Source organism: Ancylobacter sp. TS-1 (assembly GCF_009223885.1).
GTDB lineage: Bacteria > Pseudomonadota > Alphaproteobacteria > Rhizobiales > Xanthobacteraceae > Ancylobacter.
This window is the reverse complement of record NZ_CP045144.1, coordinates 2,870,553-2,890,113: the sequence shown is the minus strand read 5'-3', so window position 1 is coordinate 2,890,113 and position 19,561 is coordinate 2,870,553. Positions and strand designations below refer to the sequence as shown.

General features: G+C 70.1%; 20 protein-coding genes. 14 read left to right on the top strand and 6 right to left on the bottom strand.

Going from position 1 to position 19,561, the window contains the following annotated elements; translation table 11 throughout:
* Positions 1 to 12 precede the first annotated feature (12 nt).
* A complete protein-coding gene (locus GBB76_RS13545) occupies positions 13 to 1,143 on the bottom strand; it encodes a type III PLP-dependent enzyme (protein WP_152303789.1) in 1,131 nt (376 codons plus the stop codon).
* 644 nt (positions 1,144 to 1,787) lie between these two features.
* A complete protein-coding gene (locus tag GBB76_RS13540) occupies positions 1,788 to 2,027 on the bottom strand; it encodes a hypothetical protein (protein WP_152303788.1) in 240 nt (79 codons plus the stop codon).
* Between the two features lie 141 nt (positions 2,028 to 2,168).
* On the opposite strand from GBB76_RS13540, the gene GBB76_RS13535 reads away from it, so the two are divergent.
* The 8 genes from GBB76_RS13535 to GBB76_RS13500 all read left to right on the top strand — a co-directional run bounded on the left by GBB76_RS13535 (position 2,169) and on the right by GBB76_RS13500 (position 9,183).
* The gene (locus GBB76_RS13535) at positions 2,169 to 3,737 is read left to right on the top strand and encodes a gamma-glutamyltransferase family protein (protein WP_152304883.1); all 1,569 of its coding nucleotides are present in this window, start codon (positions 2,169 to 2,171) and stop codon (positions 3,735 to 3,737) included.
* A 52-nt stretch (positions 3,738 to 3,789) separates the two neighbouring features.
* Complete coding sequence (locus GBB76_RS13530) at positions 3,790 to 4,929, top strand: alpha-D-ribose 1-methylphosphonate 5-triphosphate diphosphatase (protein WP_152303787.1); 1,140 nt, start codon at positions 3,790 to 3,792, stop codon at positions 4,927 to 4,929.
* Complete coding sequence (locus GBB76_RS13525) at positions 4,929 to 5,630, top strand: DUF1045 domain-containing protein (protein ID WP_152303786.1); 702 nt, start codon at positions 4,929 to 4,931, stop codon at positions 5,628 to 5,630. Before GBB76_RS13530 ends, GBB76_RS13525 begins: the two co-directional genes overlap by 1 nt.
* A gap of 2 nt (positions 5,631 to 5,632) precedes the next feature.
* Positions 5,633 to 6,250, top strand: coding sequence for a DapH/DapD/GlmU-related protein (locus GBB76_RS13520; protein WP_152303785.1), 618 nt, complete (start codon positions 5,633 to 5,635; stop codon positions 6,248 to 6,250).
* Between the two features lie 221 nt (positions 6,251 to 6,471).
* Positions 6,472 to 7,452 carry a signal peptide peptidase SppA gene (gene sppA / locus GBB76_RS13515; protein ID WP_152303784.1) on the top strand — a complete coding sequence of 327 codons (981 nt, stop codon included), beginning with the start codon at positions 6,472 to 6,474 and terminating at the stop codon, positions 7,450 to 7,452.
* Between the two features lie 75 nt (positions 7,453 to 7,527).
* Complete coding sequence (gene ihfB / locus GBB76_RS13510) at positions 7,528 to 7,821, top strand: integration host factor subunit beta (RefSeq protein ID WP_152303783.1); 294 nt, start codon at positions 7,528 to 7,530, stop codon at positions 7,819 to 7,821.
* Complete coding sequence (locus GBB76_RS13505; RefSeq protein WP_246668923.1) at positions 7,802 to 8,218, top strand: lipopolysaccharide assembly protein LapA domain-containing protein; 417 nt, start codon at positions 7,802 to 7,804, stop codon at positions 8,216 to 8,218. Before ihfB ends, GBB76_RS13505 begins: the two co-directional genes overlap by 20 nt.
* Positions 8,219 to 8,220: 2 nt before the next feature.
* A complete protein-coding gene (locus GBB76_RS13500; protein WP_152303782.1) occupies positions 8,221 to 9,183 on the top strand; it encodes an ornithine cyclodeaminase family protein in 963 nt (320 codons plus the stop codon).
* Positions 9,184 to 9,220: 37 nt separating this feature from the next.
* Here the strand turns inward: GBB76_RS13500 and cysW are convergent, their stop codons facing one another.
* The 3 genes from cysW to cysP form a co-directional block, all read right to left on the bottom strand.
* Positions 9,221 to 10,093 (bottom strand): sulfate ABC transporter permease subunit CysW, encoded by an 873-nt coding sequence (gene cysW / locus GBB76_RS13495; protein ID WP_152303781.1) that lies wholly within the window; start codon positions 10,091 to 10,093, stop codon positions 9,221 to 9,223.
* A gap of 4 nt (positions 10,094 to 10,097) precedes the next feature.
* Positions 10,098 to 10,919 carry a sulfate ABC transporter permease subunit CysT gene (cysT, locus tag GBB76_RS13490; protein ID WP_152303780.1) on the bottom strand — a complete coding sequence of 274 codons (822 nt, stop codon included), beginning with the start codon at positions 10,917 to 10,919 and terminating at the stop codon, positions 10,098 to 10,100.
* A 225-nt stretch (positions 10,920 to 11,144) separates the two neighbouring features.
* A complete protein-coding gene (gene cysP / locus GBB76_RS13485; protein WP_152303779.1) occupies positions 11,145 to 12,176 on the bottom strand; it encodes a thiosulfate ABC transporter substrate-binding protein CysP in 1,032 nt (343 codons plus the stop codon).
* Positions 12,177 to 12,448: 272 nt separating this feature from the next.
* Between cysP and GBB76_RS13480 the strand changes: the two genes are divergently transcribed.
* The 5 genes from GBB76_RS13480 (at position 12,449) to GBB76_RS13460 (ending at position 17,705) form a co-directional block, all read left to right on the top strand.
* Complete coding sequence (locus GBB76_RS13480) at positions 12,449 to 13,168, top strand: phosphoribosylanthranilate isomerase (RefSeq protein ID WP_152303778.1); 720 nt, start codon at positions 12,449 to 12,451, stop codon at positions 13,166 to 13,168.
* Positions 13,165 to 14,397 carry a tryptophan synthase subunit beta gene (gene trpB, locus GBB76_RS13475; protein WP_152303777.1) on the top strand — a complete coding sequence of 411 codons (1,233 nt, stop codon included), beginning with the start codon at positions 13,165 to 13,167 and terminating at the stop codon, positions 14,395 to 14,397. The genes GBB76_RS13480 and trpB overlap by 4 nt, the downstream gene beginning before the upstream one ends.
* Entirely contained in the window at positions 14,394 to 15,233 is an 840-nt protein-coding gene (trpA, locus tag GBB76_RS13470; protein ID WP_152303776.1) for a tryptophan synthase subunit alpha, read from the top strand. The genes trpB and trpA overlap by 4 nt, the downstream gene beginning before the upstream one ends.
* A gap of 167 nt (positions 15,234 to 15,400) precedes the next feature.
* Positions 15,401 to 16,348 carry an acetyl-CoA carboxylase, carboxyltransferase subunit beta gene (gene accD / locus GBB76_RS13465; protein ID WP_152303775.1) on the top strand — a complete coding sequence of 316 codons (948 nt, stop codon included), beginning with the start codon at positions 15,401 to 15,403 and terminating at the stop codon, positions 16,346 to 16,348.
* A gap of 7 nt (positions 16,349 to 16,355) precedes the next feature.
* Positions 16,356 to 17,705: a folylpolyglutamate synthase/dihydrofolate synthase family protein gene (locus tag GBB76_RS13460; RefSeq protein WP_152303774.1), complete on the top strand. Its 1,350-nt coding sequence runs from the start codon at positions 16,356 to 16,358 to the stop codon at positions 17,703 to 17,705.
* Between the two features lie 153 nt (positions 17,706 to 17,858).
* On the opposite strand, the gene infC is transcribed toward GBB76_RS13460, so the two are convergent.
* Positions 17,859 to 18,383, bottom strand: a complete 525-nt coding sequence (gene infC / locus GBB76_RS13455) for a translation initiation factor IF-3 (RefSeq protein ID WP_152303773.1) — start codon at positions 18,381 to 18,383, stop codon at positions 17,859 to 17,861.
* Between the two features lie 300 nt (positions 18,384 to 18,683).
* Here infC and GBB76_RS13450 point away from each other — a divergent pair, with 300 nt between their 5' ends.
* Positions 18,684 to 19,487, top strand: coding sequence for a carboxylesterase (locus GBB76_RS13450; protein ID WP_152303772.1), 804 nt, complete (start codon positions 18,684 to 18,686; stop codon positions 19,485 to 19,487).
* Positions 19,488 to 19,561: the final 74 nt, after the last annotated feature.

Sequence of the window (19,561 nt, the reverse complement as noted above, 5' to 3'; positions counted from 1 at the left end):
CGTGAAACCCGTTCAGATCACATAGGATCGCAGCGGGTCGAAGCCGTTGAACGCCACCGCCGAATAGGTGGTGGTGTAGGCGCCGGTCGCCTCGATGAGCACCTTGTCGCCGATGGCGAGCGACACCGGCAGCAGGACCGGGGTCTTCTCGTACAGCACGTCGGCAGAGTCGCAGGTCGGGCCGGCGAGCACGCAGGGCTCCACCGCATCGCCGTCGCGCGGGGTGACGATGGGGTAGCGGATCGCCTCTTCCATCGTCTCGGCGAGACCGCCGAACTTGCCGATGTCGAGATAGACCCAGCGCACCTCGTCGTCCGCCGACTTCTTCGAGATCAGAACGACCTCGGCCTCGATCATGCCGGCCGCGCCGACCATGCCGCGGCCCGGCTCGATGATGGTCTGCGGGATGGCGTTGCCGAAGTGGCGCGACAGGGCGCGGAAGATCGCCTCGCCATAGGCCTCGGCCGCCGGCACGTCCTGCAGGTACTTGGCCGGGAAGCCGCCGCCGAGATTGACCAGCGACAGCGAGAAGCCGCGCAGGGCGCATTCGGCGAAGATCGCCGAGGCGGAAGCGAGCGCCGCGTCCCACGCCTCGACGTTCTTCTGCTGCGAACCGACATGGAAGGAGACGCCATGCGCCTCGAGGCCGAGGCGGTGGGCATGCTCCAGCACGTCGACCGCCATGGCGGGCTCACAGCCGAACTTGCGCGAGAGCGGCCATTCGGCGCCGGCGCCGTCGCACAGGATGCGGCAGAACACCTTCGCGCCGGCGGCGACGCGGGCGACCTTCTCGACCTCTTCGGTGCAGTCGACGGCGAACAGCCGCACGCCGAGCTCGAAGGCGCGCGCGATGTCACGCTCCTTCTTGATCGTGTTGCCGAAGGAGATGCGGTCCGGGCTGGCACCGGCGGCGAGCGCCATCATGATCTCGGCGACCGAGGCGCAATCGAAGCAGGAGCCCATCTCGGCCAGCGCCGAGAGGATGGCCGCGTCCGGGTTGGCCTTCACCGCGTAGAAGACGCGGGTGTCCGGCAGCGCCCGGGCAAAGGCGGCATAATTGGCGCGCACCACGTCGAGGTCGACGACGACGCAGGGACCATCCTCACGTCGGTTGCGCAGAAATTCGCGAATACGGTCGGTCATGGCGCTCTCCCACAGACCCGAAGCTTCGACCCAAAGGCTGCGAACCGATGCGACCACCCGCCCGCGGCGTCATTGAGCCGCGCGCGTGGCGAGATTGCGCATCCGTTCGCCGACCGCACGGCTTTTGCCGGTTGGCCGGATGGAATGGAGCCGTGGCACGAAACCGTTCGCTGGCGCGTGTGGAGAGCGCTAGCGTCCGTCCGATGCCTTCGCTTGGTACGGGAGACCCGACCGCACGCCCGGCAAGAAGTAGTGCCTCTTCAGTTTCCCGACCTTTGGAGGGCCGACAGAGACCAAAAAAGCCCGCTACGTCGTTGCTTCAAGTCACGTTCCCCGCTGAGAGCGAGGTGCGCCGGTTTCGCCTCCGGCTACCAGTCTTGTTGGCGATATTCCGGCCTCTTGTCCGGAACTCCGCCGACCGGCACGCGACCACAGGCACGTGCGAAATTGGGCGAGACGCGATGTATGGACTTATCCCGTCATATGCAAGCGGGTTCTCAGGGTTTTTCGTCGTTTGCGCCTGAATCGCCCAGCGACATACCGTCGGCGGCGTTCAAAAACGAAAAAAGCCGGCAAAGCATTGCCCTGCCGGCCTCTCGGGCGCCCTCGACGGCGCGAATCGCGCGGCGGGCATAAGGGGCGGATCAGCCCTCGACGAAGGGCTCCACCGACTTCGCCTTCACGATGAAGCGGTAGATGCCGTAGACGGCGAGCAGGCCGAAGGCGCCCTCGAAGATGAGCTCCCACACCCAGCTGGCGTCGAACAGGGCGGCGATGGCCCAGCCGGCGGCGAGGCCCGCGCCGATGAGCTCGGCGCCCAGCAGGATGGCAGCGCTCAGCACCGTGCTGACATTGTCCCAGCGAATGCGTCGGCCCGTGCTCATGTCGCTCTTCCGTCTTAATCGAAGGGGCGCAAACTGCTATGCCCGGCCGCGCGGGTCAAGTTCGCCGCGCAATGGCGACCCAGGACGGGGGTGAAAGTGGTTCACGGCAATGGTCACGAGAGCGTCCGCGCCGGCGCCGGCATGGTCGCCACGCCCCACTGGCTGGCCAGCGAGGCCGGCCGGGCCGTGCTGGAAGAGGGCGGCAACGCGGTGGAAGCGGCGCTCGCTGCGGCGGCGACCATCGCGGTGGTCTACCCGCACATGACGCAGATGGGCGGCGACGGCTTCTGGCTGATCCGCGATCCGGCCGGGCGCGTCAGCTATATCGAGGCGGCAGGCTTCGCCGGCGCGCAGGCCTCGATCCCGTTCTACCGCGACCATGGCCATGACGTGATTCCCCCGCGCGGCCCGCTCGCCGCGCTCACCGTGCCGGGGCAGGTCGGCGGCTGGATGCTGGCGCAGGAGGCGGCGCACGCCTTCGGTGGCAAGATGCCGACGCGCCGGCTGCTGGAGCCGGCCATCGCCCATGCCCGCGCCGGCTTCCCGGTCTCCGGCTCGCAGAACCGGCTGACCGCCGAGAAGCGGGCGGAACTGGCCGACGTGCCCGGCTTCGCGAGCGCCTTCCTCGACCCGGACGGAACGGTGCCGACCATCGGCACGGTCCGGCGCTACGAGCGGCTCGCCGACACGCTGGCGCAGCTCGCCGCCGCCGGGCTCGACGATTTCTACCGGGGCGACGTCGGCCGCGAGATCGCCGCCGATCTGGAGCGCGCCGGCAGCCCGGTGACGCGCGCCGATCTCGAATCCTTCCGCGCCGTGACCCGCGCGCCGCTGCGGGTGAAGCTCTCCAACATGGAGCTGTGGTCCTCGCCCCCGCCCACACAGGGGCTGGCGACGCTGCTCATCCTGTCGATCTTCGACCGGCTCGGCGTCGCCCAGCCGGAAGGCTTCGCCCATATTCACGGGCTGATCGAGGCGACCAAGCGCGCCTTCCTGATCCGCGACCGCGTGGTGACGGATTTCGACCATCTCGCGCACGACCCCGCCGCCTTCCTGACCCCGGCCGCGCTCGCGCGCGAGGCGGCGGCGATCGACCCGCGCCGCGCTTTGCCCTGGCCGCACAAGGCCGCGCCCGGCGACACGGTCTGGCTCGGCGCGGCCGACAAGAGCGGGCTCGCCGTCTCCTACATCCAGTCGATCTACTGGGAGTTCGGCTCGGCCCTCGTGCTGCCCTCGACCGGCGTGCTGATGCAGAATCGCGGCACCTCCTTCTCGCTCGACCCGCGCGCGAAGAACCCGCTGCAGCCCGGCCGTCGGCCCTTCCACACGCTCAATCCCTGCATGGCGCGGTTCCCCGACGGGCGCTTCGTCGCCTTCGGCACCATGGGCGGGGAAGGCCAACCGCAGACCAATGCGGCGGTGATGAGCCGCTACGGCATGTTCGGCGTGCCGCTCGGCGAGGCCATCGCCCGGCCGCGCTGGGTGCTGGGCCGCACCTGGGGCTCGGACACGGTGAGCCTGCGTCTTGAAGGCGCCTTCGACGGCGGCCTCGCCGACCAGCTCGTCCGCGCCGGCCACGATGTCGAAATCCTCCCCGAGCTGTTCTCCGACATGATGGGCCATGCCGGGGCGGTGATCCTGCATCCGGGCCGCGCCGGGCTGGAAGGCGCGCACGACCCGCGCTCGGACGGCGGCGCGCTGGGGCTGTGACCGGCGGGCGGGGTTCATCGAACGGTCACATCAACATGCGAGACGCGCGGCCATGGAAACTGTTCTGACCAATGTCCGCCTCGTGCTCGAGGACCGCGTCGTCGACGGCACGCTGGTTCATGAGGGCGGGCGGATCCGCGCCCTCGATGAAGGGCGCTCGCAGCTTCCGGCCGCCATCGACGGCGAGGGCGCCTATCTCGCCCCGGGCCTCATCGACCTGCACACCGATGCGCTGGAAGGCCATTTCATCCCGCGTCCCAAGGTGATCTGGCCGGATGCGCGCGCCGCCGCGCTGGCGCATGACGCGCAGATGGCGGCCTCCGGCGTCACCACCGTCTATGACGCGATCTGCGCCGGCGGCTTCGATCAGGCCAAGGCCGACCGGCGCGCGCTCTACGAGACCATGCTGGACGCGGTCGACGAGGGCACGGCGCGCGGCCTGTTCCGCGTCGACCACCGCATCCATCTGCGCTGCGAATTGACCGACCGCACCCTGCCCGATCTCGTCGACGCCGCGCTCGGCCGCCCGACGCTTGCGCTGGCCTCGCTGATGGACCACACGCCCGGCACGCGGCAGTGGCGCAATGTCGAGCATCTGAAGGTCTACCTCACCGGCATCGGCAAGGGCGGGGCGGACATCGACGCCGAGGTCGCCGACCGCATCGAGCGGGCGCGCGGCGCCGTCGCCGGCAATTACGACAGGATGGTCGCGCTGTTCGCGGCCTCCGGCATCGTGCTGGCGAGCCATGACGACACCACGCCCGGCCACGTCGCCGAGGCGCTGGCGGCCGGCTGCACCATCTCCGAATTCCCGACCACGATGGAAGCGGCTCGCGCCGCCAAGGCGGGCGGGCTCGCCACCATCGGCGGCGCGCCGAACGTGGTGCGCGGCGGCTCGCATTCGGGCGGCGTCTCCATGCGCGACCTCGCCCGCGAGGGGCTGCTCGACGCGCTCGCCTCGGATTACGTGCCGGCGAGCCTGCTGCAGGCCGCCCTCGCTTTGACCCGCACGGCGGGCCTGCCGATCCCCGCCGCGCTGGCTCTGGTCACCGCCGCCCCGGCGCGCCTCGCCGGGCTCGACGACCGCGGCCGGCTGGCGGAAGGGCTGCGCGCCGACCTCGTGCGGTTCCGGCTCGCCGACGAAACCCCCGTGGTCGGCGAGGTGTTCCTCGCCGGGCGGCGCGTCTTCTGATGGCGACCGCCCCCGAGCCGCGCTACGCGATCTACTACGCGCCGGCCGCCCAGAGCCCGCTCTGGCGCTTCGGCTCCGCCGCCATCGGCCATGACGCCGAGACGGGCGCCGATGCCTCGCTTCAGCCGCTGCGCCGCTTCGACATCGAGCGCTGGCGCGAGATCACCGCCGAGCCGCGCCGCTACGGCTTCCACGGCACGCTGAAGGCGCCGTTCCGTCTGGCGCCGGGCCGCAGCGAGGCCGAGCTGCGCGAGGCCTGCGCGGCCTTCGCCGCCGAGCGGGCGGACTTCGCCTGCCCGGGCGTCACGCTCGCCTCCATCAGCCGCTTCCTCGCCCTGCGCCTCGCCGCGCCCAGCGCCGCACTGGACCGGCTGGCGGCTGCCGCCGTTGCGAACTTCGACGGCTTCCGCGCCCCGATGAGCGAAGCCGAGCGCGAGAAGCGCCTGCGCGCCCCGCTCACGCCGCGCCAGCAGGACCATCTGACGCGCTGGGGCTACCCCTATGTGCTGGAGGATTTCCGCTTCCACATGACGCTCACCGGCCCGCTGGAGGACGAGGAGCGCGCGCTGGCGGAAGCCGAACTGGCCGAGCATTTCGCCCTCAGCGGCGCCGACGGTCCGCTGATCGTGCGCGAGATCGCCCTCTACCGGCAGGAGGCCGGGCCGTTCCGGCTGATCGCGCGCTTCCCCTTCGGTACCTGACCATGGCGCACAAGCTCGGCCCCACCGCGACCGTCCATCCGACCGCCGAGGTGACGCGCTCCACGCTCGGGCGCTACACCGAGGTAGGGCCGCGCACCAAGCTGCTCGATGTCGAGCTCGGCGACTATTCCTACGTCGTCAACGATTCCGACATCGCCTATGCCAAGATCGGCAAGTTCACCTCCATCGCCGCGATGACCCGGATCAACCCCGGCAACCATCCGATGGAGCGCGCCAGCCAGTCGCACTTCACGTATCGCGCCTCGGCCTATTTCGACGACGCGCAGGACGAGCCGGATTTCTTCGAATGGCGCCGCGCGCAGCCGGTGGCCATCGGCAACGATGTGTGGATCGGCCATGGCGCCATCGTGCTGCCCAGCCGCAGCGTCGGCGACGGCGCGGTGATCGCCGCCGGCGCCGTGGTGACGAAGGACGTGGCGCCCTATACCATCGTCGCCGGCGTACCGGCCAGACCGGTGCGCGAGCGCTTTCCGCCCGCCATCGCCGCGCGGCTCATGGCGCTCGGCTGGTGGGACTGGGACCAAGCGCGCCTGCGCGCCGCGCTCGACGATTTCCGCGCGCTCTCCGTGGAGGCCTTCCTCGACAGGCACGGCGGGTAGCCAGAGGACGTCATCCCGGCCGAGCGGAGCGAGAGCTGGGATCGTTACCCGCCCTCTTCCTTCACGCGATCCCGGATCGGCAAATCGCCCGTCCGGGATGACGGCGGCATGCAACGGATGGCGGACGATACCCTTCCTCGGCCGCGACCTTGGCGCGACCTTGCCGCTCTTGCGCCCGCCACACTCGGCCGCTACCCCTTGGGGCGCGAAGGAGATCCTGCATGCCCGCCAGCGCCCTGGACGTCGACGAGTTGCTGGCGCGCCGGCGCCTGCGCCGCAAGCTCGCCTTCTGGCGCGTCTTCACGCTGCTTCTGGTCCTGCTCGCCGGCTTCGGCGCCTTCGCCTGGTGGAACGATGGCGGGCTGCTGCCGCGCTCGTCGGCGCATGTGGCGCGCATCACCATTGGCGGGCTGATCCACAACGAGCGCGAGCGGCTGGAACTGCTCGACTCCATAGGCCGTTCCGGCGCCCGCGCGGTGATTTTGTCCATCGACAGCCCCGGCGGCACGGTGGTCGGCTCGGCCGCGCTCTATGACGGGCTGCGCCGCCTCGCCGAGAAAAAGCCCATCGTCGCCGTGGTCGACGGCATCGCCGCCTCCGGCGCCTACATCGCCGCCATGGGCGCCGACCACATCGTCGCGCCGCGCAATTCGCTGGTCGGCTCGATCGGGGTGATCTTCCAGTTCCCCAATTTCGCCGAGCTGATGAAGACGGTCGGCATCTCCTATGAGGAGATCAAGTCGAGCCCGCTCAAGGCGGCGCCGAACATGTTCGATCCGCCGACCGAGGACGCGCGCGCCGCCGTGCGCGCACTGGTCGAGGACAGCTATGACTGGTTCCGCGGCCTCGTCGCCGAGCGGCGCCTGCTCGCGGGCGAAAAGCTGGTCCAGGCCTCGGACGGACGGGTGTTCACCGGCCATCAGGCCCTGCCGCTGCGGCTCATCGACGAGATCGGCGACGAGCGCACCGCACGCGACTGGCTGGAGCGCGAGCGCGGCGTGCCTAAGGACATTCCCGTACGGGACTGGCACACGCGGCGGGCGGGCGACGAATTCGGCTGGCTGCGCGGCGCCTCGATACGGCTTATGTCGTTGATCGGGCTCGACGATCTCGCCAATGTCCTGATCACCGCCGCCGGCGAGGCGGCGACGCAGGCCCGCCTTGACGGTCTTCTGGCCCTCTGGCACCCTCGCGGTGGCTAGACGGGGCCAAGAGCTTCCAAAATATCATTTTTTTGGAGTACCGACGAGCCGAACGAAAAAGGGGCCGGGGCGTCGATGATCAAGTCAGAACTGGTGCAGCGGATTGCGGAAGCGAATCCGCACCTTTATCAGCGCGATGTCGAGAATATCGTGAACGCGATTCTCGACGAGATCATCGCGGCGCTGGCGCGTGGCGACCGGGTGGAGCTGCGCGGCTTCGGCGCCTTCTCGGTGAAGTCGCGCCCCGCTCGCACCGGGCGCAACCCGCGCACCGGCGCCCATGTGGATGTCGACGGGAAGGCCGTGCCCTATTTCAAGACGGGCAAGGAAATGCGCGAACGCCTGAACGATGGCGTCGATCTGGAATGAGCCGCCCGAGGAACCGAACGTGCTGCGCCGCCTGCTGCTGATCCTCATCGTCCTGCCGGTCTCGGCGGGTCTCGTCCTGCTCGCCGTGGCCAACCGCCATACGGTGCCGCTGGTGGTCGACCCGTTCGCCGGCACGGATGCGTTTTCGCTGGACGTCCCGCTGTTCCTCGTCGTGTTCGGCGCGGCGATCGTCGGCGTGCTGCTCGGCGGGGTGGCGGTATGGCTCGGCCAGGGCCGCTGGCGCCGCGCCGCCCGCAGTGCCTCCCGCGAGGCACGTCAGGCCAAGGCCGAGGCGGAGGGACTGCGCGCCGCGCTGGCCACCCGCACCGCGCCTTCCGGCGGTCAGGAGAGCGGGCCCGCCCGCCCCGCCCTCGCCGACCGCCGCGACGCGGCCTGACCATGAGCGGACCGCGCTTCGTGCCGGCCGGCGAGATCGCCGGCCTTCTCACCTTTCCCGCCCTGATCGACGCGCTGGACGCGGCCTTCCGCCGCCCCATCGTCACGCCGGTGCGCCACCACCACACCATCGCCCGCCCCGACGGCGACGCCACGCTGCTGTTGATGCCGGCCTGGACCGCCGCCGGCACCGAGGACGACGTGGTCGGCACCAAGCTGGTGACGGTGCAGCCCGGCAATGCCGCGCGCGGCATCGACACCATCAACGGGCTGTACATCCTCAATTCCGGCGCCACCGGCGTGCCGCTGGCGATCCTCGACGCCCGCGCGCTCACCGTCTGGCGCACGGCGGCGGCCTCCGCGCTCGCCGCGCGCTATCTCGCCCGCGAGGATGCCAGCCGCCTCGCCGTCATCGGGGCGGGGGCGCTCGCGCCCTATCTCGCCCGCGCCCATGCCAGCGTGCGCCCCATCCGCTCCATCGTGGTGTGGAACCGGACGCAGGCCAAGGCGGAGGCCATGGCCGAGAGCCTGCGCGCGGAAGGCTTCGAAGCCCGTGCCGAGATGGACCGGGGCGCCGCCATCGCCGGCGCCGACATCGTGACCTCGGCGACGCTCTCGCCGCAGCCCCTCGTCGAGGGGCGCTACCTCAATCCCGGCCAGCATGTCGATCTGGTCGGCGGCTTCACGCCCACCATGCGCGAGGCCGACGACGAGGCGATCCGCCGGGCGCGGGTCTATGTCGACACCCGCGCCGGCGCGACCAAGGAGGCCGGCGACATCGTGGTGCCGCTCTCGACCGGCGTGCTGGCGCCGGACGGCATTCGCGGCGACCTGTTCGAGCTTGCCGCCGGCACCGCGCCGGGACGCGGGCGCGCCGACGAGATCACGCTGTTCAAGTCGGTCGGCACGGCGATCGAGGACCTCGCCGCCGCCGAACTGGTGTGGAAGGCGTTGAACGCGGGCTGAGCGCCTCATCCCGACGGGAGAGGGAAGGCCGCCCGCCTCAATGCCCCGGGCGGCTCTGCGCCTTCACCCGCGCCGCGTCCAGCCGCTCGATGATCGCCTTGGCGACCAGCGTGACGAGGGCGACGGCGGTGAGGATGGTCGCCACCGCGAAGGCCGCGACGGCGTTGTTGTCCTGGTAGAGCAGCTCGATCTGCAGCGGCAGCGTGTTGGTCTGGCCGCGTATGTTGCCGGAGACCACCGACACCGCGCCGAATTCGCCCATCACCCGCGCATTGCAGAGCGCCGCGCCGTAGAGCAGGGCGAAGCGCACATTGGGCAGGGTGACGAGGCGCAGGATGCGCCAGCCGCCGGCCCCAAGCGTCACCGCCGCCTCCTCCTCCTCCGAGCCCTGCGCGATCATCAGCGGGATCAGCTCGCGGGCGACGAAGGGGGCGGTGACGAACAGGCTGGCGAGGATGATCGCCGGAACGGCGAACATGATCTTGATGTCGTGCTCGGCGAGCCACGGCCCGAGCAGGCCCTGCGCGCCATAGACGAAGAGATAGGCCACGCCGGCGATGATCGGCGAGATCGAGAAGGGCAGTTCCACCAGCGCCACCAGCAGGTTGCGGCCGCGGAAGCGGAACTTGGCGATGCACCACGCCGCCGCGATGCCGAAGCCGACATTGATCGGCACCACGATCAGCGCGGTGAAGACGGTGAGGCCGATGGCGTACTGGGTATCGGGCGCCGCGAAGGAGGCGGCATAGGCCGCCACGCCATGGCGGAACGCCTCGGCGAAGATCGCCGCCAGCGGCGCCACCAGCATGAGCGCGGTGACGAGCAGCACCGTGCCGATCAGCAGCCGGCGAATGAGGGGGCCGTCGCCGACGCGCAGGCGCCCGGGGCCGCGCGAGCCGTTTTCGCTCATCGACTCAATCCCCGGTTCCGATCCGGCGCTGCTGCCAGAGCTGGATCATGTTGACGAGGAACAGCATGACGAAGGCGATCGCCAGCAGCGTCGCCGCGATCGCGGCGGCGGCCGGGTACTCGTATTCCTCGATGCGGATGAAGGCGAGCAGCGAGACCACCTCGGTCTTCAGCGGCAGGTTGCCGGCGATGAAGATGATCGCGCCGAACTCGCCCAGCGAACGGGCGAAGCCGAGCGAGGCGCCGGTGAGGAAGGCCGGGAAGATCGCCGGGAAGATGATGCGGGCGAAGATGCGCGCATCCGAGGCGCCAAGCGTGGCGGCCGCCTCCTCGACATCGGTGGCGAGGTCCTCCAGCACCGGCTGCACGGTGCGCACCACGAAGGGAATGGAGGTGAAGGCCATCGCCACCGCGATGCCGAGCGGGGTATAGGCGACCTCGATGCCGAACACTGAGAGCGGCCCGCCGAACCAGCCGTTCTTCACGAACAGCGCCGAGAGCGCGAGGCCCGCCACGGCGGTCGGCAGGGCGAAAGGCACGTCGACCAGCGCGTCCAGCAGCCGCTTGCCGGGAAACTCGTAGCGCACCAGTACCCAGGCGAGGCCAAGCCCGTAGACCGCGTTGAACAGCGTCGCGAGCGCGGCGGTCGCGAGCGTGACGCGGAAGGCCGCCAGCGTGCGCGTGCCACTCATGATGGCGAGATAGCGGTCCCAGCCGACATCGGCCGCCTGCCAGAGCAGCGCTCCGAGCGGCAGCAGCACGATGAGGCTGAGATAGAACAGGGTGATGCCGAGCGAGAGGGAAAAGCCCGGTATGACTCGGTTCAACGGGCGGCTCCTCGCAATGGCCATGGTCGGGACATACCCGGCCATGGCGCAATATGCGCGTTATGTCCAGCCGCGAGGCGCAGCCTCCCCTCTGTCGTCATCCCGGAATGACCGCAGGTCATATCCGGGATCGTTGTCAGGAAGAGAGACGGCGGCACGCGATCCCGGCACTTCGCTACGCTTCGGCCGGGATGACGAAGGAGCGGGCCGGGACAACAGGACGTGTCACGGGGCGACGAACAGTTCGTCGAGCTTGCCGCCGGAGGCGAAGTGGGTCTTCTGGGCATTGGCCCAGCCGCCGAACACGTCCTCGACCTTGACCAGGCGGACCGGCGCGAACTTCGCCTTGTATTCCTCGGCCACCTTGGGATCGACGACGCGGTTGTTGAGCTCGGCGGCGATCTTCTGGCCTTCCGGCGTGTAGAGATAGGTCAGGTAGTCGGTGGCGACCTGGCGCGAGCCGCGCTTGTCGACGACCTTGTCGACGACCGCCACGGGGAATTCGGCCAGCAGGCTGACTTCCGGCACCACGACCTCGAACTTCTTGTCCTTATAGGCGTCCTTCACGCCGATCACTTCGGCCTCGAAGGTGATCAGCACGTCGCCCTGCTCGCGCTCCACGAAGGTGGTGGTGGAGCCGCGCCCGCCGGTGTCGAAGACGACGACATTGGACAGGAGCTTCCGGGCGAAGGCGTCGGCCTTGGCGACGTCGCCGTTGAACTTCTCCAGCGCGAAGGCATAGGCGGCGAGATAGGTGTAGCGCGCATTGCCCGAGGTCTTCGGGTTCGGGAAGACCAGCTTCACGTCGTCGCGGACGAGATCGTCCCAGTTCTTCACCTTCTTCGGGTTGCCCTCGCGCACGAGGAAGGCCGGGAAGGAGTACCAGGGCGAGGAGGCGTTGGGCAGGCGCTGCTGCCAGTCCTTGGCGATGAAGCCCTTGTCGACCAGGAAGGTGACGTCGGTGATCTGGTTGAAGGTCACGACGTCGGCTTCCAGGCCCTCGACGATGGAGCGCGCCTGCTTGGAGGTGCCGGCGTGGCTCTGGTTGACCTTGATCTGCTTGCCGGTCTTCGCCTTGTAGGCCGGCTCGAACTGCTTGTTCTCCGCCTCGAACAGCTCGCGGGCGATGTCGTAGGAGGCGTTGAGAATCTGGTTCGGCTCGTCGGCGCGGGCCGCGGGGGCGAAGCCGGTGGCGAGCAACGGCGCCAGCGCGACGGTGAGGGCCGAGGTCAGGATCAGGCGGCGCGAGAGGCGCATGGGCAGTCTCCAGTGTCGGAAGGAAACGCAGCCTGAACCACGGCCGCCATTCCCGAAAAATATGCGTGAATTTGATAATTTCACAGTCAAATGTGAGTAGCACGCGGAATGTCGTGACGGAAGGGGTATTTTCAACCCCGGGCCCGACGCATTTCACGGCCAATGACGGGAATATCCGCCGGCGATGTCGGACGCCTACAGCGCCGCCTTCGGCGACACCCTCGCCTCAACGGGCGGTTCCGTGCTAGGTGGCTTTCTTCGAGGAGGCGTCCTTGTCGCTTGAGATCAAAATCTGCGGGCTGAGCACCGCCGAGACGCTGGATGCGGCGCTCGGCGCGGGCGCCGACATGGTCGGCATGGTCTTCTTCGCCCCCTCGCCCCGCCATCTCGATCTCGCCGCCGCCGCCACGCTTGCCGCGCGCGCGCGCGGCAAGGCCGGCATCGTCGCGCTCACCGTCGACGCCGACGACGCGACGCTTGCCGCCATCGTCGACGCGGTGCGCCCGGACATGCTCCAGCTCCACGGCAAGGAAAGCCCGGAACGGGTCGCCGCCATCCGCGCCCGCTTCGGCCTGCCGGTCATGAAGGCGATCGGCATCGCCACCCGCGAGGATCTCGCCGCCCTTGCCGCCTATGAGGCGGTGGCCGACCGGCTGCTGCTCGACGCCAAGCCGCCGAAGGGGGCCGTGCTGCCCGGCGGCAACGGCGTCGCCTTCGACTGGAACCTCGTCGCCGGGCTTGACCTCGCCCGGCCCTTCATGTTGTCAGGCGGCCTCGACCCGGAGAATGTGGCGAGCGCCGTTCGGCTCATCCAACCGCCCGGCGTCGACGTATCATCGGGGGTCGAGCGCGCCCCCGGCATCAAGGACCCCGAGCGCATCGTCGCCTTCCTGCGCGCCGCGCGGGCGGCCGACGCGGCGCGAGGCACCGAGAATCCCACCGGCGCGACGCCGGCGCACACATCATCCGCCAGAGAGACGAGCCCCTCGTGAACGCCCCCAACTCCTTCCGCACCGGCCCCGACGACAACGGGCATTTCGGCCTGTTCGGCGGTCGTTTCGTCGCCGAAACGCTCATGCCGCTCATCCTCGCCCTTGAGACCGCCTATGAAGAGGCGAAGGCCGATCCGGCCTACAAGGCGGAGATGGATGCCGGGCTGAAGCATTATGTCGGCCGCCCCAGCCCGCTCTACTACGCCGAGCGGCTGACCGAGCATCTGCGCGAGAGCGCCGCCCCCGGCATGGGCGCAAAGATCTATTTCAAGCGCGAGGAACTGAACCACACCGGCTCGCACAAGGTGAACAACGTTCTCGGCCAGATCCTGCTCGCCCGCCGCATGGGCAAGAAGCGGATCATCGCCGAGACGGGCGCGGGCCAGCACGGCGTCGCCACCGCCACGCTGTGCGCGCGCTACGGGCTGGAATGCGTCGTCTATATGGGCGCCGTCGACGTCGCCCGGCAGGCCCCGAACGTGTTCCGCATGAAGATGCTCGGCGCCACCGTGGTTCCCGTCCAGTCCGGCTCGAAGACACTGAAGGACGCGATGAACGAGGCGCTGCGCGACTGGGTGACCAATGTCGACAGCACCTTCTACTGCATCGGCACCGTCGCCGGCCCGCACCCTTATCCGGCGATGGTCCGCGACTTTCAAAGCGTGATCGGCAACGAGACCCGCGCCCAGATGCTGGAGCAGGAGGGTCGCCTGCCCGACAGCCTGGTCGCCTGCATCGGCGGCGGCTCCAACGCCATGGGCCTGTTCCATCCCTTCCTCGACGATCCGAGCGTGAAGATCTTCGGCGTCGAGGCCGCCGGCCACGGCATTGCGAGCGGCCAGCACGCCGCCTCGCTCACCGGCGGGCGTCCGGGCGTGCTGCACGGCAACCGCACCTACCTGCTGATGGACGATGACGGCCAGATCGCCGAGGCGCACTCCATCTCGGCCGGCCTCGACTATCCCGGCATCGGGCCGGAGCATTCCTGGCTGCACGACATCGGCCGCGCCACCTACATCTCGGCCACCGACGCAGAGGCGCTCGCCGCCTTCCAGCTCGTCGCCAAGCTCGAGGGCATCATCCCGGCGCTGGAGCCGGCCCATGCGCTCGCCAAGGTGACGGAACTCGCGCCGAGCTTCCCGGACGACCACCTGATGGTGATCAACCTGTCCGGCCGTGGCGACAAGGACATCCCGCAGGTGGCCGAGATTCTGGGGACCCGCCTATGAGCACGCGTCTGGAAGCCCGCTTCAACGCCTGCGCCGCCGAAGGCCGCGCGGCGCTCGTCACTTTCATCACCGCCGGTGACCCCGATTACGACACCTCGCTCGCCCTGCTCAGGGCGCTGCCGGCGGCGGGATCGGACGTGATCGAGCTCGGCGTGCCCTTCACCGACCCGATGGCCGACGGCCCCGCGATCCAGGCGGCGGGCCTGCGCGCGCTCAAGGCGGGCCAGACGCTGAAGAAGACGCTGGAGATGGTGCGCGCCTTCCGCGAGGGCGATGCCGCCACGCCGATCGTGCTGATGGGCTACTACAACCCGATCTATATCTATGGCGTCGACCGCTTCCTGGTGGACGCGCTCACCGCCGGCGTCGACGGGCTCGTCGTCGTCGACCTGCCGCCGGAAGAGGACGCCGAGCTGTGCCTGCCGGCGCTGCGCGCCGGGCTCGACTTCATCCGCCTCGCCACCCCGACCACCGACGACAGGCGCCTGCCGGCCGTGCTCGCGAACACGGCGGGCTTCGTCTACTACGTCTCCATCACCGGCATCACCGGCGCGGCCACGGCCGATCCCGGCGCCGTCGGGCAGGCGGTGGCCCGCATCAAGCGCCACACCGATCTGCCGGTCGCTGTCGGCTTCGGCGTCAAGACGCCCGAACACGCCGCCGCCATCGCCGCCGGCGCCGATGGCGTGGTGGTCGGCTCGGCGCTGATCGACGCCCTGCGCGCCACGCTCGACGCCGAGGACCGGGCGACGCCGGCCACCGTGCCCACGGTCACGCGGCTTGTCGGCGCGCTCGCCGCCGCCGTGCGCGGCGTGCGCCGCGAGGCGGCCGAGTAGTCCCGACCGGAGCGTCCCGAAGACCGCATGCCGGGGCCGCGATTCGCGGCTCCGCCTTTTCATCGCCCTCGTGGCGGATTAGATGAAGGCTCGGCGGTCGCGCGGCCGCCCCTGCCTATCCGCCGCCGGAGCCCGCCGGCGGGCCCGAAGATGCTGGAGCCGAGCCGTTGAACTGGATCTCGAACGTCGTCCGCCCGAAGCTCAACTCCTTCCTGAACCGCCGGGAAGTGCCTGAGAATCTGTGGGTGAAATGTCCCGAGACCGGACAGCTGGTGTTCCACAAGGACCTCGAGGCCAATCTCCACGTCGTCCCCGGCTCCGGCTACCACATGCGCATGGACCCGACCGAGCGGCTGCGCTCGGTGTTCGACGGCGGCAAATGGTACGACGTGGCGCTGCCGCAGGTGCCGGCCGACCCGCTCAGGTTCCGCGACGAGAAGCGCTATGTCGACCGCCTGCGCGACGCCCGCGCCAAGACCGGCGCGCAGGACGCGGTGAAGGTCGGCTACGGCAAGCTGGAGGGCCTGCCCGCCACCGTCGCGGTGCAGGATTTCGGCTTCATGGGCGGTTCGCTCGGCATGGCGGCCGGCGAGGCCATCGTGACCGGCCTCGAGACCGCCGCCTCGCGCGGCACGCCCTTCATCATGTTCGCCGGCTCGGGCGGCGCGCGCATGCAGGAGGGCATCCTGTCCCTCATGCAGATGCCGCGCACCACCTGTGCCATTCAGGAACTGCGCGAGGCGCGCCTGCCCTACATCGTGGTGCTGACCAACCCGACCACCGGCGGCGTCACCGCCTCCTACGCCATGCTGGGCGACATCCAGATCGCCGAGCCCGGCGCGCTGATCGGTTTCGCCGGCCCGCGCGTCATCGAGCAGACCATCCGCGAGAAGCTGCCCGAGGGCTTCCAGCGCGCCGAATATCTGCGCGACCACGGCATGATCGACCTCGTGGTGCACCGGCACGAGATGCGGGCGACGCTGGCCCGGCTGTGCCGCCTGCTGATGCGCGCGCCGGCCGCCGGCACGCAGGCCGAGACCAGCGGCAGGCCGGCCGCCCAGCCGGTGGCGGCCGAGGCGGCGGCGCTGCCGCCGCCCGCCCCGGCAAGCGCCTGAGGCCCCCATGCCCGCCCTTCCCGCCGCCGGCCCCGACCCTGCAGGGGAAAGCCGGCGGCCGGTCGACGACATCTTCGACCGCCTGCTCGCCCTGCACCCCAAGCTGATCGACCTCTCGCTCGACCGCATGTGGCGGCTGCTGGAGCGTCTCGGCCATCCCGAACGCCGGCTGCCACCGGTGATCCATGTCGCCGGCACCAACGGCAAGGGCTCGACCGTCGCCTTCATGCGCGCCGTGCTGGAGGCCGCCGGACGGCGGGTGCATGTCTACACCTCGCCCCATCTGGTGCGCTTCAACGAGCGCATCCGCCTCGCCGGCACGCTGGTCGACGACGCGCGCCTGACCGAGGCGCTGGCACGGGCCGAAGCCGCCAATGGCGGCGAGCCGATCACCTTTTTCGAGATCACCACCGCTGCGGCGCTGCTGCTGTTCTCCGAGGTGCCGGCCGACATATTGCTGCTGGAGGTGGGCCTCGGCGGGCGGCTCGACGCCACCAACGTGATCGAGAAGCCGCTGGTCAGCGTCATCACGCCGGTCTCCATCGACCATGTCGACTTCCTCGGCGAGACCGTCGCCGCCATCGCGGCGGAGAAGGCCGGCATATTGAAGCGCGGCGTGCCCGCCGTGCTCGGCCGCCAGCCGCGCGAGGCGCTGGCGGTGATCGAGCGGCTGGCCGCCCGGCTCGGCGTGCCGCTGTCCATCATGGGCGAGCAGTACCAGGCGCATGAGGAGGGCGGCCGGCTCGTCGTGTCCGACGAGGCGGGCCTGCTCGACCTGCCGCGCCCGCGCCTGATCGGCCCGCACCAGATCGGCAATGCGGGCCTCGCCATCGAGGCGCTGCGCGTCGCCGATCTCGGCCTGCCGGGCACCGCCTTCGAGGAAGGCATGCGCACGGCGCAATGGCCGGCCCGGCTTCAGCGGCTCACCTCCGGCCCGCTCACCCTGCGCGCGCCGGAAGGCGTCGACATCTGGCTCGACGGCGGCCACAACGCCGCCGGCGGGCAGGCGCTCGCCGCCGCGCTGGCCGATCTCGAGGACCGGGTGCCGCGCCCGCTGGTGCTGATCGTCGGCATGCTGGGGAACAAGGATGCGGACGCCTTCCTGGCGCCCTTCGCCGGCCTCGCCCGCGAGCTGGTCGCGGTGCCGGTGCCCGGCGAGCACAAGGGCGCGGCGCCGGAAGGACTGGCGGCGATCGCCCGCGCGCACGGGCTCGACGCCTCGACGGCTTTGAGCGTGCCCGCCGCGCTGGACGGGCTCTCGGCCTTCCCGGTCGACCCGCCGCCGCGCGTGCTGATCGCAGGATCGCTCTACCTTGCCGGCGCGGTGCTGGCGGAAAACGGCAGCCTGCCGGACTAGGCGCGGATCAGGCGTCATCCCGGCCGCAGCGAAGCGGAGAGCCGGGATCGGGTGATGTCGGGCGAAAGCGGGAGACGATCCCGGACACGGCCTGACGGCCGTTCCGGGATGACGTCGAACGGGAGGCCCCCCGAGGATGAGGGCGGCGCGCGGTCAGCGCGGCGCCAGCACCATGATCATCTGGCGGCCTTCGAGCGAGGGCTCGGCCTCGACCTTGGCAATGGTCGCCAGCTCTTCCTTGACCTTGTTCAGCAGCTTGTAGCCCAGCTCCTGATGCGCCATCTCGCGACCGCGGAAGCGCAGGGTGATCTTCACCTTGTCGCCTTCCTCGAAGAAGCGGTGGATGGACTTCATCTTCACCTCGTAATCGTGGGTGTCGATGCCGGGGCGCAGCTTGATTTCCTTGATCTCGACGACGTGCTGCTTCTTGCGCGCCTCGTTGGCCTTCTTCTGGTTCTGGTACTTGAACCGGCCATAGTCGAGAATCTTGCAGACCGGCGGCGCCGAATTCGGGGCGATCTCGACGAGATCGAGACCGGCCTCCTGCGCCATCGCGATCGCGTCGCGCGTAAGCACGACACCGAGGTTCTGCCCCTCCTGATCGATGAGCTGAACTTCACGGATGCGGATGTCTTCGTTGACGCGCGGGCCTTCCTTTTCCGGCGCGACGGGTCTCATGGGGCGACGAATGGCGGTTTTCTCCTCTGCCATTTCAGAAATATGCGTTTCACCGCGCCTCGAAGGGTCGCCGGCCGGCTGTTTTCCGCGCGCGTAAAACGGTCGCAGAAGATCGTGACAAACCCGTCAGAAGTCAACGGCGCGCGTGGCCGACAGGTGCAATTCCCGAAAGGGTTGCCGCCATGCCCGCCGCGCGACCCGGCTTCGCGCTGTTCGCGCGCCGCCCGGGCCTGTAATTCTCAGATGGCGCGGCCGGCCCGAATCGCAAGTCGTCCGGCCTCCACGACAGGACGCAGACGCATGACCGACACGCCCGATTTCCTCCGCGACGGCGCCGGCGCGCCCCGCTTCATCACCGTCGGCGACGATGGCCGCGCCATCGCCGTGCGGGTGACGCCGGGCGCGGCGACGCCCGAGGCGCCCGGCGTGCTCTGGTGCGGCGGCTTCCTGTCCGACATGCGCGGCACCAAGGCCGAGGAACTCGCCGCCTGGGGCGCGCGCAGCGGCCGGCAGGTGGTGCGCTTCGACTATTCCGGCCATGGCGAATCGGCCGGCGACTTCGAGCGCGGCACCATCTCGCGCTGGGCGGAGGAGGCGCTCGCCGTGTTCGACCGCGAGACCACGGGGCCGCAGATCGTGGTCGGCTCCTCCATGGGTGGCTGGATCGCCCTGCTTCTGGCCCGGGCGCTGGCGGCGCGGGGCGAGAGCGCGCGCCTCGTCGCGCTGGTGCTGATCGCGCCGGCGCCGGACTTCACCGAGGAACTGATGTGGAAGGCGATGCCCGAGGAGGTGCGCGCCGCCATCCTGCAGGACGGGCGCTGGGTGCGCCCCTCGCAATATGGCCCCGGCCAGCCGATCACCCGCGGGCTGATCGAGGACGGGCGCCGCAACCTCGTGCTCGGGGCGCCCTTCGCGGTGGGCTGCCCGGTGCGCATCCTGCAGGGTGTCGCCGACCCCGATGTGCCGTGGCAGCACGCGCTGCGCCTCGTCACCTGCCTCGCCGAAGACGATGTGGTGCTGACTCTGATCAAGGATGGCGACCACCGCCTGTCCCGCCCCGAGGACATAGAGCGCATCCTCGCGGCGGTGGAGGAAGTGGGGTGAGGGGGCGGCCCCCTTTCCCGTCATCCCGGCCGAAGGCGAAGCCGCAGAGCCGGGATCGCTCGCCATTCTGCCTG

Coding starts and splice junctions, on each gene's coding strand:
- cysW (WP_152303781.1), bottom strand. CDS start 10,093: ATGAGCGAAAACGGCTCGCGCGGCCCCGGGCGCCTGCGCGTCGGCGAC.
- trpA (WP_152303776.1), top strand. CDS start 14,394: ATGAGCACGCGTCTGGAAGCCCGCTTCAACGCCTGCGCCGCCGAAGGC.
- GBB76_RS13530 (WP_152303787.1), top strand. CDS start 3,790: ATGGAAACTGTTCTGACCAATGTCCGCCTCGTGCTCGAGGACCGCGTC.
- GBB76_RS13540 (WP_152303788.1), bottom strand. CDS start 2,027: ATGAGCACGGGCCGACGCATTCGCTGGGACAATGTCAGCACGGTGCTG.
- GBB76_RS13500 (WP_152303782.1), top strand. CDS start 8,221: ATGAGCGGACCGCGCTTCGTGCCGGCCGGCGAGATCGCCGGCCTTCTC.
- GBB76_RS13520 (WP_152303785.1), top strand. CDS start 5,633: ATGGCGCACAAGCTCGGCCCCACCGCGACCGTCCATCCGACCGCCGAG.
- GBB76_RS13535 (WP_152304883.1), top strand. CDS start 2,169: ATGGTCGCCACGCCCCACTGGCTGGCCAGCGAGGCCGGCCGGGCCGTG.
- GBB76_RS13545 (WP_152303789.1), bottom strand. CDS start 1,143: ATGACCGACCGTATTCGCGAATTTCTGCGCAACCGACGTGAGGATGGT.
- GBB76_RS13460 (WP_152303774.1), top strand. CDS start 16,356: ATGCCCGCCCTTCCCGCCGCCGGCCCCGACCCTGCAGGGGAAAGCCGG.
- GBB76_RS13525 (WP_152303786.1), top strand. CDS start 4,929: ATGGCGACCGCCCCCGAGCCGCGCTACGCGATCTACTACGCGCCGGCC.
- ihfB (WP_152303783.1), top strand. CDS start 7,528: ATGATCAAGTCAGAACTGGTGCAGCGGATTGCGGAAGCGAATCCGCAC.
- cysP (WP_152303779.1), bottom strand. CDS start 12,176: ATGCGCCTCTCGCGCCGCCTGATCCTGACCTCGGCCCTCACCGTCGCG.
- sppA (WP_152303784.1), top strand. CDS start 6,472: ATGCCCGCCAGCGCCCTGGACGTCGACGAGTTGCTGGCGCGCCGGCGC.
- GBB76_RS13450 (WP_152303772.1), top strand. CDS start 18,684: ATGACCGACACGCCCGATTTCCTCCGCGACGGCGCCGGCGCGCCCCGC.
- infC (WP_152303773.1), bottom strand. CDS start 18,383: ATGAGACCCGTCGCGCCGGAAAAGGAAGGCCCGCGCGTCAACGAAGAC.
- GBB76_RS13505 (WP_246668923.1), top strand. CDS start 7,802: ATGGCGTCGATCTGGAATGAGCCGCCCGAGGAACCGAACGTGCTGCGC.